Genomic DNA, 14,617 nt, shown 5'->3' with positions numbered 1-14,617 from the left:
ACTAACTATGCGTTGATCAGGCTATTCAGTTGTTCTTCAGCCGAGAGCAGGGCGGTAATACCTTCCATCAATTCCTGCTCCCGCTGAACAACGGACGCTTCGCGTAGCGATAGCTCGCGCTCCTTTTGCTCTTGTTGACGCTGCTGTTGTTCAAGGCGGGCGTACTTCTCAAGTAGGGCCTCCGTGTGCGACTGGACATTGGCCAGCAGGGTCTTGAGGTTGTGATCCGTGCGCACGAGTACATTTTGTTCTTCGGGCATCGTCTTCATTTCACCTTTTCTGGTGTGGGGTGCATTCTCCGCCAAAGGCGTCAATAGGTTCGTTGTTGCTGGCCTGTCGATCATGCTTGGAGTGGCCTCGGACGTCGGCGAGAGTTGGTGGAGCAGCGATTGCATGGCTTCTAAGTGATGTATTTGGTAAGGACTCGCCGTCGGGATAGCCAGACCATATTCCTTACCCTGTAGGCTCAGATTGAGTTCTGCCTTGACTGCCTTCGCTGCAATGGGGGGCGCATCGGCGACAGCGGAGCGCTCACTTTCGCTTGCAAAGCCATTGGGATGAAATTCCAACAAGCTCAGCAACCAAGCCTCGCTGATTTTCAAGCTGTGATGAGTGGTTGAGGGTGTGCAGGTAAAGTCACAATTAGAGAGGTCCACGATGCGATAAGAGCTGTCGGTCTGTCGGCCTTCAGGCGAGTTGGCATCACGCAGAATGTTCTTCAGCGTTTGGGCGGCGCCTTTGAAGTCATCTGGCGTCGCGCTACACATGCTGACGCCATTAGCCTCTTTTTCGATGGCGGTCAGGTAAACCCTAACCAAGTCATCACTAATCTTTTCATTCAGACTGTAGAGCAAAAACATCTGATCGTTCTGAGTCGACAGAAAGCCGCAAAGCAGTGCGGCATTGTGTAGCTCACCTTGGGCATCAGGCACTTCTATCGTTCTGCATAGCATCGGTTCGTATCACTCCGCAATGGATGATCGGGAATGATCATCTGAGCGAAAGAATACGCCGTTCGCCATTCTAGTCATGTCAGATAATCCGCACTTGGCCAACGATAAATCGCCTAAGGGCTCAGACTTTTCGGATTTCGCAGAGGCGCTGTTCTACAGACGTTCATGCGCGGTTATCGTAACTAGCATCGTCATTGATGGGCCGCGTCCCATGATGAAAAAAGTTCTTTAATTATTGTGGAAGTCATGATCGAACTAACCAGATTGACCAAGCAGTTCAGCGGTGCCGTTGCTGTGGACGAATTATCGTTTCGCGTAAAAGCGGGGGAGGTACTTGGATTGTTGGGTCCAAACGGGGCGGGTAAATCCACAACTATGAGGATGTTGACGGGATTTGTCGCGCCGACCTCAGGAACCGCAAAAGTGCACGGTCTGGATATTCGCCGTCACACACGTCATGTCCAGCGGCTGATTGGGTATGTATCCGAAGGCAATGCGTGCTACACCGAGATGACGGTGCAGGGTTTTCTGAGCTTCATCGCTGATGTGCGCGGCTATAGAGGGCGTGAAAAGAAGCAGCGCGTAACTGCAATGATGGAACAGTTCGAGCTGCTGGAAGTGCATGGTCAAGTTATCGAACACCTTTCCAAGGGCTTTCAACGCCGTGTAGGACTTGCGCAGGCCATTCTGCATGACCCTGCTGTCTTGATTCTTGATGAGCCTACGGACGGGCTCGATCCCAATCAAAAACACCGCGTGCGTGAGCAGATCAGAGAACTGGCGCGGAACAAGGTCGTACTCATTTCGACGCATGTTCTGGAGGAGGTCACAACCCTGTGCAGCCGTGCGTTGGTGCTCGGTAAAGGCAAGTTGCTGGCCGACAGCACGCCGCAAGAGCTGGAAAGCCGCTCGCGTTATCACCAAGCCGTGACATTGTTCGCAAGACAGCCACTGGACTTGATGTCTCTGGCCGTTCTGCCCGGAGTGGCGGGGATCGAGAGGGGCGAAGTCACAAATAGTGTGAGGGTGTTGGCTCGCCCCGGTCAGGTGATTGTTCCGCAGATCAATAGCCTCATCAATGCTAAAGGCTGGAGCGTATTTCGCCAGGAAGTCGAACGCGGCTCATTGAGTGAAGTATTCCGTTCGCTGACGCGGGAGAGCCGACCATGAGGGCGTTGCTCAAACGTGAACTGCGCAGTGCCGGCAGTACCGCGACGGTGTACATCTATTTGGTCGCCTTTCTGCTGCTCAGTGGTATCTGTACGTTCTACGGTGGCGAATTTTATGAGCGTAATCATGCCGATTTGAACCCTTTCTTTGAATACTTGCCGTGGCTGTACATTTTGTTGCTGCCAGCCTTGGGCATGCGCCTTTGGTCGGAGGAGCGCAAGTCAGGCTCAATCGAATTGTTGATGTCACTGCCTGTGAGTGCGCTTGGTGCGGTTCTCGCCAAATTTTTCGCGTCGTGGATCATCGCCATGGCGGGGCTTTTACTGACGTTCCCTTTGGTACTGACGGTCAATTACCTTGGCGAACCGGACAACGGAGTCATTCTTTGCGGCTATCTGGCCTGCGTCCTGTTGGCGGGGAATTTTCTGGCAATCTGCAATTGCACGTCGGCGTTGACCAAAAGTCCTCTGCTGGCGTTTCTGTTGGGGGCCGCAGTGTGTCTGTTTTTTATCGCTTGCGGCTCTTCTGTAATTCTAGATTTGTTTCGTAATTGGGTATCGGTGCATTGGTTGGATCGTGTAGCGTCCATGAGTGTCCTGGCGCATTTCGGCGGCCTCACTCAAGGTGTGATCGAGCCGAGAGATCTGCTGTATTTCATTAGCCAAATCGTCGCCTGGATTGCCATTACCGTGCTGACGGTTGAACTGAAGAAGGCGGCCTGATGCCATGGTGTTCAACCGCTTCGTCTCTACGTGCCTGTGGCTTGTAGTGATAGCAGGATCGTTTTTGCTGATCAACCTAGGTATCGCGCCGCGTCTTTCGGACCTACGCCTGGACCTCACCGAACGGCGGTTGTACACCCTCAGTGCCGGTAGTCGCCAGATCATTCAAGACCTCAAGGAACCGGTCGATCTCTATCTGTTTTTTTCCAGCCAGGCGGCGAAGGACATCGTGGTGTTGCGCAGCTACGCGGCAAGGGTCGAAGCTTTGCTGCAGGAGTATCAACGCGTCTCCGATGGACGTTTACGGCTGCACGTTATCGATCCGGTCGCGTTCTCTGAACAGGAGGTGAGGGCGACCGAACTAGGTCTGAAGCCATTGGACTTTGGCGTGGGCACTGTCCCGGTTTACTTCGGTCTTGCCATGGTGGACGGAAAAAGTCACCACGCCAGCATCCCGATGTTTGTGCTCAATCAGCAATCGTTCCTTGAGTACGATGTCAGTCGTCTGCTGCAAATGCTGGCACGGCCGAAGCGTCCATCAATCGGTCTGATCTCGACACTGCCGCTTATGGGCGGTTTTGATGCTCAGGCGCGTAAAAGTCAGGCACCATGGTTGATCGCGCAGGAAATCCGTAAAGCCTTTGAGGTAAAAGAGCTCGCGCCGGAAGCTGAGCAGATCCCCGAGGACCTCAAGGTTTTGATGTTGGTTCATCCCAAGCATCTTTCGGCATCCACGTTGCGCGCTATCGACCAGTTCGTGCTGCGGGGCGGGCGATTGCTGGTGTTCGTGGACCCGTACAGTGAACGGGACCGTGGCGACAATTACTTCGGTATTCCCAGCAAGGACAAATCTTCAAACCTTGCGCCCTTGCTCAAAGCTTGGGGCGTGCGCCTCTTGCCGGGACGAATATTGGGCGATGACTTATACGGTCAGTTCGTCATGCTGCAGCAGGGCACCGAGCCTGTGTGGCAACCTACGGCTCTCAAGCTGACACCTGGCGCCATGAATTCTGAGGATGTCATCACCGCCGGTCTTGGCAGCCTCAACCTGTCTACGGGTGGCATCCTGAGTGCCGTTCAAGAAGCGAAAACCACCCTCACGCCTCTGTTGAACAGTTCGCAAAAAACCATGCTGTTTGAAACCTCGATCCTTGACCACTTGAAGGACCCCACGGAGCTAGCCAGGACCTTCGTCCCTTCAGCAGAAGGCCACATGATTGCCGCACGAATTCAAGGACCGGCCCAATCGGCATTTGTGCATGAACCGGATGACAAAGCTCTGACTCATAGCGATCAGATCAATGTGGTTGTTGTAGCGGACACCGATCTGCTGAGCGATAACCTATGGGCCGATGTCGAGCCACAAGGCTATCACCACGCGGTGGAACCTTGGGCCGACAACGCAGCTTTTGTGCTTAATGCACTCGACAGCCTGTCCGGTTCGGACGCATTGATCAGCTTGCGTTCTCGCGGTCACTACAGCCGCACATTCACCGTAGTTGAGCAAATGAAACAACAGGCGCAGGCACGTTTCAGGCAAATGAACAGCACCTTGCAACAGGCGCTGGACTCGACCGAAAAGCAGCTGGCGGCACTTGCTGACGGTGGCGACCCGACCCTTCCATTGACCACTGAACAACAGCAGACCGTCGACCAGTTCACCGCTGAAAAAGCGTCCCTTGAACAGCAAATGCGTCAGGTGGCACTGCAGCTCAATACCCAAGTGGAGCGGTTGGGGAACGTGTTGCGGTTGATCAACATTGTGCTGGTTCCGTTGTTGGTCTCGTTGCTGTTTCTTTCAGTTGCAGCGTGGCGTTGGCATGTCAGGGCGCGCAAAAAGCCTTGAGGTTTAAAGTCTGGACGATGGCAAAACTATTCTGGAGTGCCAACTATTACGGGACAGCGCCAACGTCCATAAGCTGGATTTCATCGAGCGGGAGCCACTCTCCCGCACCATTAGACCGTTGTGGGTCGACGCCAGAGAGGTTCAAACATCATGAAAAAACTACACAAGAAAATCGCGCTGGTTACCGGTTCATCGAAGGGCATTGGCGCGGCCGTCGCCAAGCAGTTGGCCAGCGACGGTGCGACCGTCATTGTCAACTACACCCGTAGCCAGGAAGACGCGGATCGGGTTGTTGCGCAGATTCTTGAAAAAGGCGGACGCGCTTATGCAATCAAGGCCGACGTCGCCGATCCGCTGGAGTTGAAGGCGTTGTTCAAGTCAATTGTTCATGAACACGGGCATCTCGACATCCTGGTCAATAACGCAGGTGTCTATGCCACAGGCGCTTTGGCGGAAATCACCGAAGAAGAGTTCCATCGCCAGTTCAACTTGAACGTACTGGGTTTGATCCGCTGCACCCAGGAGGCCGTAGCGGTGTTCAATCCTCAGGGCGGTAGCATCGTCAACATCAGCTCCAGCGTCACCTCGTTCACGCCTGCCCATTCGACGGTCTACACCGCGTCGAAAAGCGCGGTTGATGCGATCACCAAGACCCTCGCCAATGAACTTGGGCCGAAAAAGATCCGGGTCAACTCCGTCAATCCGGGCCTGGTAGTGACCGAAGGTGTCCATGCTAGCGGTTTTTTCGAAGACGAGTTTCGGAAAAAGATCGAAGCTATCACACCGCTGGGCCGTATCGGACAACCAGAGGACATCGCGCCCGCCGTCGCCTTCCTGGCTTCGGAAGACGCCAGCTGGATCACTGGCGAATTGCTAATCATTGGTGGGGGGCTGCACTAATCCCGAGACGCATGTTCGCTTACGTAATGGCGGGGCGACTGAGCCATGACGCGCTTGAAAGCGGTACTGAACGCGCTCTCGGATTCATAACCCAATGAAAAGGCGATGGTCGATACCGAGTCGCCAGAGTTCTTCAGACGATCACTCGCCAGCAACATCCGCCAATGGGTCAGATATTCCATTGGCGCGTTGCCAACGACTTGCTTGAAGCGAAGCGCAAACGCCGAGCGTGACATGTTGGACAGTTTTGCAAGTTCCTGGACAGTCCAGCGGTGCGAAGGATCGCTGTGCATCGCGCCCAACGCAAGGCTTAGGTTGCGATCGGCCAGACCGAAAAACCAGCCGATACCGCTGCTGTTCAGTGTCGCCAAATGGGTGCGCAGGACTTCGACCAACATGATGTGCGCCAGATGTTCATTCATAAGCGAGCGACCCGGACGTTGTTGATGAAGTTCCGAGGTAAAGCGCTCCAGTGCCCAACGCAAAATCGATGCCTGAGGCTCGTTGCCTTGTACGTGAACTAGAGAGGGCAGGGTGCTGAGGAGTAAATGGGTGGGTATGCCTGTGAAGTCAAAGCGGCCACCGACCAGTTGAACGTCGTCGCCTCCATAACTGAGAGCAAGTTCATCCGCCGCTAGGGTCTGGAAATAGCCATCTGAATCGAGAACCGGTTGCGACAGATCGCTGAACAGCGCAAACGGCACGCCGCGGGTCATCAAAAAACAATCGCCCTGGTGAAGTCGTTGGGGCGCTGGTTCGCCTTCGACCTGTAACCAGCAGCTGCCTTTCACCACTGCTGTGAATTTGATGCCTTCTCTAATAGGGAAGTTGAACGCCCATTCGCCGCCCAGTGAAAGTGAGGCGGAGTGGTAGTTACGAATTCTCAATAAAGATAAGACGTCGGAAAGAGGATCCATACTTTACCTTTTGGGCGATGAGTAAAATGACTGGCGCTTTATAACATAGCTAATCCAGTATTTGCGTATAAATATGAGGTTTACATGAAAGTGGAGTTTGATAAATTTTACGGCCCGCTCATTAACGGTTTGTTTGAAATAGACGAAAAAGAGCGCTGTTTCGCCGCAGTCGACCCTGCAACTGGCAAACACCTGGCTTACATTCGATATTGCACGGAATCGGATGTAGATCGCGCTGTAACGGCTGCTCAAAACGCTTTTCCAGCCTGGCGCAATCTGGGTCAGCAAAAGCGTGCACGACTGATCAACCTGTTGGCGGATGAGCTTGAGCGCAACAGCGAACGCCTCGCCATGATCGATGCACTTGATGTCGGCCGATGCATCAGCGAAGTGCGCAAGGATTATCTGACTGCTGTACGACACTATCGTTACTTTGCTTCGGTAGTGATGGCATATGAAGATTCCGGACGTGAAATCGACGGCGGTTACGCCATAACCCGGCGTGAGCCGTTGGGCGTGTGCGGTCAGATAATTCCTTGGAATGCACCTGCAATCATGGCGGCGTTCAAACTTGCACCGGCGTTGGTGGCTGGCAATACCGTTGTTCTGAAGCCCGATGAAAACGCCACCTTGTCGACCCTTGAGTTGGCAAAGCTGATCAACAAGATTTTCCCCGCTGGCGTGGTGAATATGGTCACAGGGCTGGGAGAAGTCGTCGGCGCGGCATTGAGTGAGCATCCTCTGGTCAGAAAACTTTCGTTCACCGGTAGCACTGAGGTCGGTAGAGTCATCGCCGGCGTGGCCGCTAAACGCCTCGTACCGTCCACACTGGAGCTGGGTGGCAAGAGCGCCAATATCGTCTTCCCTGACATTGAAGATATCGATGCAGTGGTCGACAACACGACGTTTGCTGCCATTCATAATAATGGGCAGTCCTGCCTAGCCGGCACTCGCTTGTTTGTTCATGCGGACATTGCCGATGTTTTTCGCGAGAAACTCATCGCTTCATTCATTCGCTTGAAAGTCGGTTCGCCGCTCGCTGAAGACTCTCGCATCAGTTGCCTGGTCAATGCGCGTCAGGGTGAGCGCGTGCTGGACTACATCAAACTGGGTTTGGAAGAGGGCGCCGAGCTGCTTGCCGGCGGTGGGCGAGCAGATGTGGAGGGATGTGAACATGGCTATTTCATCCAACCGACGATATTCCAGGCCAGTAATGGAATGAGAATCTGCCAAGAAGAAATTTTTGGCCCGGTACTTTCGCTCATCATTTGGGACGACTACGAAACCATGATCGCCCAGGCCAATGACACGGAGTACGGATTGGCTTCCGGTATTTATACCAGCAGCCTAAAACATGCCATGGAAACTGCATCCCGGCTGGAGGCGGGATCCGTTTGGATCAATCGCTATTCTAACATTACCGATGGCACTGCATTTGGTGGCTATAAAAACAGTGGCATCGGCCGGGAGTTCTGCCGCGAAACACTCGGTGCCTACACTCAGATCAAAACCATAACTCTACAGGATGAGGTTCCTGAGATATGGTTTTCGCCCCTCTGAATGACCGCTGAATAAAAACCGCCTTCCTTTGGAAGGCGGTTTTTTTTTGATTTTCAAAAATATCCTTACCAGGTACGTAGGAAATGTCCTACAGGGTGCGTGGATTTTTCGGTCAGGGCAGATGGATTGTTGCAATTGGACGACGAAGGCGCGTGAGTAAGAATTACACCAACTCTTACTGAAAGAGTTAATTCATCTGCTCTCGATCGTAAAATAAAGGAATAGACTCGTGTCTACTGCACTCAGACATCTTCTTGCTTCATCCATCGTTGGCCTGTTCGCGACTTCGGCAATGGCCGCGGATGGCACCATTAACTTCACTGGTGAAATTACTGCGGCATCCTGCAGCGCAACTGCAGGCGCTGGAACCTCAGTCACCGGAGCAAAAGGAAATCAAGTAATTGACGTAAAGTTGGGGAAAGTCAGTATCGACTCTTTGAGCGCCCCGTCTACAGGAATCGTGGCGGGTACAGCGATCAATATCAACCTTGATTGCGGTAATACTGCTGCCGGTCTGACCACTGTAAAGGTTCAGTTCGATCCTAATTCTGGTTCCGGTGTAGACGCCAAAAACAACAACCTGCTGAAAACTACAGGTGTTGCAAAAGGTGTTGGTATTGCGCTGTATGACAGCAGCAACAACCTGATCAACCTTGCGGGCAACGGTACTTTTAACGCGGCGCTGGTTAAGTCCGGTACCGATCCTGACATCAAATATGCAGCAAACTTGAATATGCGTGCGGCTTATATGGCTAATGGCGACGAAATTGTTCCAGGTACAGCCAACGGCGAACTGCCGTTTACCTTGACTTACGAGTAAGTTTCATCTGGAGAGGTGCGAAAGTGCCTCTTCAACTTGAGAATTGAATTATGAAGATGCTCATTGCGAAATTTTCGTTAGCGGGGCTTGCTATGCTTTTCAGTAGCTTTGCCAGTGCCGGTATTACTTTGGGTGGAACGCGAATTATATATCCGCAGAAACTTAAGGAAACGTCCATCATGGTAAAAAATGATGGAGACAAAGATATCATGGTGCAGTCATGGGTGGATCCCGATGCATCGTCTCCCGATCTGGACGTGCCATTTGCGCTGACCCCTGCACTCAGTCGACTTGGCGCCAAGAAACAGCAAAGCTTACGAGTTTTCTACTCTGGCCAAGGACTTCCTTCGGACAAGGAATCGGTGTTCTGGCTCAGCGTTCAGGAAATTCCACAAATGTCGGAACAGGAAAATACGCTGCAAATAGCTGTGCGTCAGCGCATCAAGATTTTTTATCGCCCTACAGGCTTGTCGGGTACTCAAGATGAGTCGGTCCATCAACTGAAGTGGAAGATGATTAGCGAAGACGGGAAACTTTGGTTATTGGCAAGCAACCCATCTCAATACCATATTTCTTTCGGAGCGGTATTTTTGAAAGTTGCTGGAAAGTCTTATGACGTGCAGTCAAAAATGCTCGCTCCGGGTGCGCGAGAAAAGTTTCTGGTCAAAGGTGCCAGTCCGTCTGCCTCCCAGATAAAGGCAGTTGTTGATTTTAATTCTATCGATGACTACGGCGCGCCAAAGTCACATACAGTTGAAGTGTCTGGTTAAGTTTGATTAACGCGCCTTGTCGATTAATTTTGTTCGATCTTGAGCCGCTCATGTGGGTTGTAAAGCAGGGAATATATACGAATGCTTCGTTTGTGGGGTCAGCGTGTCATCACTACCTTCGGAAGTCTTTGTCCATCAAGTTTAATATTGATTGGGGTTTCCGTGCCTACAACTGCCTATGGGGTCGAATTCAATAGTGCTTTCCTTAGTAAACAGGGTGCTGCTGTCGAATTGAAATACTTTGAGCAGGGGAGTTCCGTTGCTCCAGGCACCTATAATGTTGACGTCTATCTGAATCAGACGTTGATATTGCGCCAAAGCGTTGAGTTTTCCGTCGCCGATAAAAGTGGTGAGGTCATGCCTGTTGTTCACCTGGGCGTGCTTAAATCGATTGGCGTAGACATCGATCGTCTAAAGAAAGAAAAGCTGATTGCGGTGAAAAGTGATGACGCTACGGTTGTAGACGTAGCCTCGCTGGTTCCCGGTGCCAGTGTCGAGTTTGATGTGAACGCGTTGGCCTTGCAGATCAGCATGCCGCAAGCCTATATCCGCCATCAGTCCCGAGGTTATGTCGATCCTTCGTTGTGGGATGACGGAGTGACGGCTTTCTATACCAACTACCAGGCTAACTTCAGCCGAAATGTCAGTAATGGGTATAACAACGACTATCGCTATGTGGGTCTACGTAATGGTTTCAACGTAGGGGCATGGCGATTTCGCAACGAGTCATCGATCTCTGGATCGACGGGCGTGCGTGACAAGTTCAGCAGCAACCGCACCTACGTGGAGCGCGATGTCCGTAGCCTGAAAGGCAAGCTGGCGGCGGGTGAACTCTTTACCCAAGGCGACATTTTCGACAGTGTACGTTTTCGTGGCGCACAGATTCACTCCGAGCTGGGCATGCTTACGGATGACGAAGTGGGCTTCGCGCCGGTTGTGCGAGGTATCGCCGAGACGAACGCGACAGTCGAAATCAGCCAGAACAACTACGTCATTTACTCGACGACCGTTCCAGCGGGTGCGTTCGAAATTTCGGACATATACCCCAGTGGTTCGAACGGTGACCTGACCGTGAAAATCATTGAGGCTGACGGGCGTGAACGCCAGTACTCACAGGCCTACTCCTATCTGCCGGTTATGGCGCGCCGAGGGAGCATGCGCTACAGCTTGGCGGCAGGTGAGTATCAGGCTGATGGTCAGGCTGCACCTAAATTCACCCAGGGCACTCTGGTTTACGGGGCCACGGATAACCTGACCGGCTATGGCGGTCTGATAGCGGCCGCAGACTACAAAGCGTTGAACCTGGGAGTGGGCGTCAACTCCCCTTGGGGCGGACTGTCGTTCGACGTGACCAATAGCAGTTCCCAGAACCGGGCAGGGCGCAAGAACGTCGGCCAGAGTGCGCGTTTCCTGTACTCCAAGACACTGAGTCAGACCGACACCACGTTTACGATGGTCGGCTACCGTTACTCCACCGAGTCCTATCGTACGTTCAGCCAGCACGTTGAAGACCAGGAACACGTTGGCACGCGCAACTATGGTCGGCAGAAAAGCCGGTTCGACATGAACGTCAACCAGTCCCTGTCAGGGCGTGGCTCGCTGTTCTTGAGTTTGGGTGAAACCAGTTACTGGAATCGGCAGGGCAGTACGCGGCGTTGGCAGTTTGGTTACGGCGGCAACTATTCGGATATCAGTTACAACTTCGCCGTTTCCCGCACCGAACAACAGGGGAGCCATCACGGCGCTGACAACCAGCTGACGGCGTCCATCAGCATTCCATTCGGCAGCAGCCGTGGCACGCAGCGCTTGTACTCAAGTGTGACCACATCCAATCAGGGTGATTCATCCATTCAAACTGGACTGTCGGGAAACCTGAATGAACAGAACACCCTGAACTATTCGGTTCAGGCCAGCCACAGCAAAACCGAAGGAAGCTCTACCAGTGTGGGTCTCAACTGGGACGCGCCGGTGGCAAAAGTGAGCGGCAACTATGGGCAAGGTCGTGACAACAAACATCTGGACCTTGGCGCATCTGGTTCGGTGGTAGTGCACGGCGGTGGCGTGACGTTCGGACAGCCGGTAGGTGAGACGTTTGCATTGGTTGAAGTACCCAATACAGGAGGCATTGGTGTCGATTCTTCCAGCTCAGTCCGCACTGACAGCAAGGGCTACGCTGTTGTGCCTTTCGCCCAGCCGTATCGTTACAACTGGATCAACCTGGATACTTCCACTTTTGGCAGCGGGGTTGAAGTTGCAGAAACCTCAGGCCAAGTCGTGCCCACTCGGGGAGCAGTGGTCAAGCGTAAATTTACGGCTGAGTCCGGACGGCGAATTCAATTCGACCTGCGCCTGAGTGATGGTCAGAAGCTGCCATTCGGCGCACAAGCCTATGGCGTAGACGGACATTTACTGGGTAGCGTTGATAATGCCTCTCGATTGCTGGTATTCGGCATTCCAGACCAGGGAAGCTTCAATATCAAGTGGAGCAAGGGAAGCTGTGATGTTTTGTATGACGTTCCGAAGGTCAATAAAGAGTTGATGTATGAAAAATTTGAAGCAAAATGCATATACTAATCAGCACCGTGACGGAGCGTGCACTATTTCACCCGGCACGCACCATTAGCCGATATTAAAAGGCCAAGGATATTCGACAATGGGAAGTATAGTGATAGTCGACGATCATCCACTGATGCGGATGGCGGTTCGAGTAATGCTCGAAGGAGAGGGACACACTGTTGTGGCGGAAGTCGACAATGGTGTTGATGCCGTCGATAGTATCCGAAAAATTCTCCCGGATCTGGTCATTCTGGATTTGAGCATTCCCAAAATGGACGGCCTCGCAGTGATTGCTCACTTGAAGGCTATTGGCATTTCCACCCGCGTATTGATCCTAACCTCCGGCGACACTCGCAACTTCGCGATGCGCTCGTTGCAAGCGGGCGCGGCAGGTTTTGTTTGCAAGGACGACAGTCTAGACGAACTGATTGGTGCGGTTAAAGCCGTGCTTTCCGGTTACAGCTACTTTCCGGCAAACACCATTCACCAACTTCGCGATAATACCCAGGCAGCCAGTCAGGAAAGTCTGTTGATCGCGCAGCTGTCGGATCGTGAAATTACCGTTTTGAAGTTGTTGGCGCGAGGGATGGGTAATCAAGATATCGCCGATGAGTTGATGATCAATCACAAGACCGTCAGCACCTATCGCGTTCGCCTACAGCGAAAACTGAGTGTCGAAAACTTGATTGCCCTCGGTGAGCTTGCCAAGCGTAATGGCCTGGTTTGAAAGGAACACGCGCAATGCGTGTTTTTTGATGAGAACGTAACAGCGCCCGTTGATACTTCACGCATGCTTACCAAGCTCCAGGTACATAATGCCTCACGCAGATAGCCCGTTGCGCTATCAGGAGGTGAGAAGTATGGTCCGAGCGAGGATCACCCATCCCGAATGCTCAAAGCCGCCATGTACAACACCAACTAGGCGTCGTATACGGCGGCTTTTTTACGGTTTGCAGGAAAGGTACAAACGTCAGTTTTGGCGTAATTGTCAGTGGCTGGATGGTTGCGGAGCCTGCCAACCACCGCCCAATGCCTTGTACAGCGCGACGACATTGAGAAACGTCGCAGTATCAGCCTGGGCGAGGGCGTCCTGATAGGCGAACAAGGAGCGCCGCGCGTCCAATTCGACCAGGTACGGCGCTTGTCCTGCCTTGTAGCGAATGCCGGCCAGCGAAGCAGCCTGCGCACTGTGCTCAGCAGACTCGGCGAGATCACGAAGCCGCTCCTGCGATTGGCTATAGGTCGTCAATGCCGCTTCGGTCTCTTCAATGGCACGCAAGGCGACCAACTCATACTGCGCCTGTGCACCTTGATGACGGGCCTGTGCTGCACGTTGGCGCGCCTTCACACTAGCCAGATGCAGCGCCGGCCAGCTTACCGAAGGCATGATGCTGAACGCTCGACTGCTGCCTTCGCCCCAGTCGCCACCGCGCAAGGCAACAAACCCGAGGAAACCACCCAAGTTGATGCGAGGGTAGAGTTCGGCGGTGATCGCCCCCACATCGGCGTTGGACGCTGCCAAGGCGCGCTCGGCGCTCGCCACATCCGGGCGTCGACGCAGTAGATCACCGATATCACCGATGGGCAAACGCGTGCCCAATGGCGGCAGAGGCGTCGCTTTTTCCAGAGCCATCAATTGATCAGGACGTACACCGACCAGCACTGCCAGGCGAAAACGGGCTAGATCGCTACGTGTTTGCAACGGTGCCAGAGACGCCTTGATACTCGCCTGCAGTGCTTGCGCACTTTCCAGTTCATCGGAATTCCCGCGGCCTTGCTCTACCATGCTGCGCACCACCGTTACCTCCGCGTCCTGGTTGGCCAGGTTGGCGCGAGCCACGCTCAATTGCTGCTGAGCGCCATACCACTGAAAGTAGTTACGAGCCACTTCAGCGACCACCACAATGCGTACTTGCACTAGATCATCTGCGACGGATTCGCTACGCGCCTCTGCCGCTTGTGAAAGACGTTGCAAACGGCCAAACAGATCGATTTCCCATTGAGCATCCAGCCCGGCGCTGTAGGTTTTGTTTAGATTCCGCTCACCCACAGTGCCGGTGTTTGCCTGAGAGATACTGCGTGAATAGTCTGCGCCGGCGGTTACCGTCGGCCACTTGTCGAGCTCGCGCTCATCGAGCACTGCGCGCGCTTCACTCAATCGGGCTTGAGCGATGCGGATGTCGTGGTTGCTGGCCAGTGCCTGCTCAATCAACGCGTCCAGTTTGCTGTCCTTGAATTGACGCCACCAGTCCTGTTGCAGGCGATCTGCAGAGTACAGGTGAGTGGGCAGCGGCTGCGTCAGGGTAATCGGCTGGTTGGTGACAGGTTTGTAGTCGGGGCCTACGGTGCAGCCGGCCAGCAAGGCCGGGCACAGCAGAAGATATCGCATACGCATTGAGAACA

The 14,617-nt window shown here is 53.4% G+C and carries 12 protein-coding genes; 9 read left to right on the top strand and 3 right to left on the bottom strand.

Going from position 1 to position 14,617, the window contains the following annotated elements; all coding sequences use genetic code 11:
* Positions 1–5 precede the first annotated feature (5 nt).
* Positions 6–932, bottom strand: coding sequence for a hypothetical protein (locus tag AC1RBR_RS14085; protein ID WP_492565042.1), 927 nt, complete (start codon positions 930–932; stop codon positions 6–8).
* A gap of 267 nt (positions 933–1,199) precedes the next feature.
* On the opposite strand from AC1RBR_RS14085, the gene AC1RBR_RS14080 reads away from it, so the two are divergent.
* The 4 genes from AC1RBR_RS14080 to AC1RBR_RS14065 all read left to right on the top strand — a co-directional run bounded on the left by AC1RBR_RS14080 (position 1,200) and on the right by AC1RBR_RS14065 (position 5,591).
* Positions 1,200–2,123, top strand: a complete 924-nt coding sequence (locus AC1RBR_RS14080; RefSeq protein WP_492565040.1) for an ABC transporter ATP-binding protein — start codon at positions 1,200–1,202, stop codon at positions 2,121–2,123.
* Positions 2,120–2,845, top strand: coding sequence for an ABC-2 transporter permease (locus AC1RBR_RS14075; RefSeq protein WP_492565038.1), 726 nt, complete (start codon positions 2,120–2,122; stop codon positions 2,843–2,845). The genes AC1RBR_RS14080 and AC1RBR_RS14075 overlap by 4 nt, the downstream gene beginning before the upstream one ends.
* Positions 2,846–2,849: 4 nt before the next feature.
* Complete coding sequence (locus AC1RBR_RS14070) at positions 2,850–4,691, top strand: GldG family protein (protein ID WP_492565036.1); 1,842 nt, start codon at positions 2,850–2,852, stop codon at positions 4,689–4,691.
* 150 nt (positions 4,692–4,841) lie between these two features.
* Positions 4,842–5,591 (top strand): SDR family NAD(P)-dependent oxidoreductase, encoded by a 750-nt coding sequence (locus tag AC1RBR_RS14065; RefSeq protein ID WP_492565034.1) that lies wholly within the window; start codon positions 4,842–4,844, stop codon positions 5,589–5,591.
* Here AC1RBR_RS14065 and AC1RBR_RS14060 read toward each other — a convergent pair.
* Positions 5,588–6,508 carry an AraC family transcriptional regulator gene (locus AC1RBR_RS14060; RefSeq protein ID WP_492565032.1) on the bottom strand — a complete coding sequence of 307 codons (921 nt, stop codon included), beginning with the start codon at positions 6,506–6,508 and terminating at the stop codon, positions 5,588–5,590. The genes AC1RBR_RS14065 and AC1RBR_RS14060 overlap by 4 nt on opposite strands.
* A gap of 84 nt (positions 6,509–6,592) precedes the next feature.
* Here AC1RBR_RS14060 and AC1RBR_RS14055 point away from each other — a divergent pair, with 84 nt between their 5' ends.
* The 5 genes from AC1RBR_RS14055 (at position 6,593) to AC1RBR_RS14035 (ending at position 12,941) form a co-directional block, all read left to right on the top strand.
* On the top strand, positions 6,593–8,068 hold the full coding sequence (locus AC1RBR_RS14055) for an aldehyde dehydrogenase family protein (RefSeq protein ID WP_492565031.1): 1,476 nt from the start codon (positions 6,593–6,595) through the stop codon (positions 8,066–8,068).
* Between the two features lie 229 nt (positions 8,069–8,297).
* Positions 8,298–8,888 (top strand): fimbrial protein, encoded by a 591-nt coding sequence (locus tag AC1RBR_RS14050; RefSeq protein ID WP_492565030.1) that lies wholly within the window; start codon positions 8,298–8,300, stop codon positions 8,886–8,888.
* Positions 8,889–8,938: 50 nt separating this feature from the next.
* The gene (locus tag AC1RBR_RS14045) at positions 8,939–9,658 is read left to right on the top strand and encodes a fimbrial biogenesis chaperone (RefSeq protein ID WP_492565028.1); all 720 of its coding nucleotides are present in this window, start codon (positions 8,939–8,941) and stop codon (positions 9,656–9,658) included.
* An 81-nt stretch (positions 9,659–9,739) separates the two neighbouring features.
* The gene (locus AC1RBR_RS14040) at positions 9,740–12,232 is read left to right on the top strand and encodes a fimbria/pilus outer membrane usher protein (RefSeq protein WP_492565026.1); all 2,493 of its coding nucleotides are present in this window, start codon (positions 9,740–9,742) and stop codon (positions 12,230–12,232) included.
* A gap of 79 nt (positions 12,233–12,311) precedes the next feature.
* Complete coding sequence (locus AC1RBR_RS14035; RefSeq protein ID WP_492565024.1) at positions 12,312–12,941, top strand: response regulator; 630 nt, start codon at positions 12,312–12,314, stop codon at positions 12,939–12,941.
* A 261-nt stretch (positions 12,942–13,202) separates the two neighbouring features.
* Here AC1RBR_RS14035 and AC1RBR_RS14030 read toward each other — a convergent pair whose 3' ends face one another.
* Positions 13,203–14,609: an efflux transporter outer membrane subunit gene (locus AC1RBR_RS14030; RefSeq protein WP_492565022.1), complete on the bottom strand. Its 1,407-nt coding sequence runs from the start codon at positions 14,607–14,609 to the stop codon at positions 13,203–13,205.
* Between the last annotated feature and the right edge of the window lie 8 nt (positions 14,610–14,617).

This window comes from Pseudomonas sp. GW823-FHT01D03 (assembly GCF_058798255.1).
The sequence above is the reverse complement of the archived record's forward strand: the minus strand, read 5'-3'. Positions and strand labels throughout refer to the sequence as shown.

Excerpts from the sequence above, each read along its gene's own strand:
- AC1RBR_RS14080 (WP_492565040.1), top strand. The coding sequence starts at position 1,200 with ATGATCGAACTAACCAGATTGACCAAGCAGTTCAGCGGTGCCGTTGCT.
- AC1RBR_RS14075 (WP_492565038.1), top strand. The coding sequence starts at position 2,120 with ATGAGGGCGTTGCTCAAACGTGAACTGCGCAGTGCCGGCAGTACCGCG.
- AC1RBR_RS14070 (WP_492565036.1), top strand. The coding sequence starts at position 2,850 with ATGGTGTTCAACCGCTTCGTCTCTACGTGCCTGTGGCTTGTAGTGATA.
- AC1RBR_RS14065 (WP_492565034.1), top strand. The coding sequence starts at position 4,842 with ATGAAAAAACTACACAAGAAAATCGCGCTGGTTACCGGTTCATCGAAG.
- AC1RBR_RS14060 (WP_492565032.1), bottom strand. The coding sequence starts at position 6,508 with ATGGATCCTCTTTCCGACGTCTTATCTTTATTGAGAATTCGTAACTAC.
- AC1RBR_RS14055 (WP_492565031.1), top strand. The coding sequence starts at position 6,593 with ATGAAAGTGGAGTTTGATAAATTTTACGGCCCGCTCATTAACGGTTTG.
- AC1RBR_RS14045 (WP_492565028.1), top strand. The coding sequence starts at position 8,939 with ATGAAGATGCTCATTGCGAAATTTTCGTTAGCGGGGCTTGCTATGCTT.
- AC1RBR_RS14040 (WP_492565026.1), top strand. The coding sequence starts at position 9,740 with ATGCTTCGTTTGTGGGGTCAGCGTGTCATCACTACCTTCGGAAGTCTT.
- AC1RBR_RS14035 (WP_492565024.1), top strand. The coding sequence starts at position 12,312 with ATGGGAAGTATAGTGATAGTCGACGATCATCCACTGATGCGGATGGCG.
- AC1RBR_RS14030 (WP_492565022.1), bottom strand. The coding sequence starts at position 14,609 with ATGCGTATGCGATATCTTCTGCTGTGCCCGGCCTTGCTGGCCGGCTGC.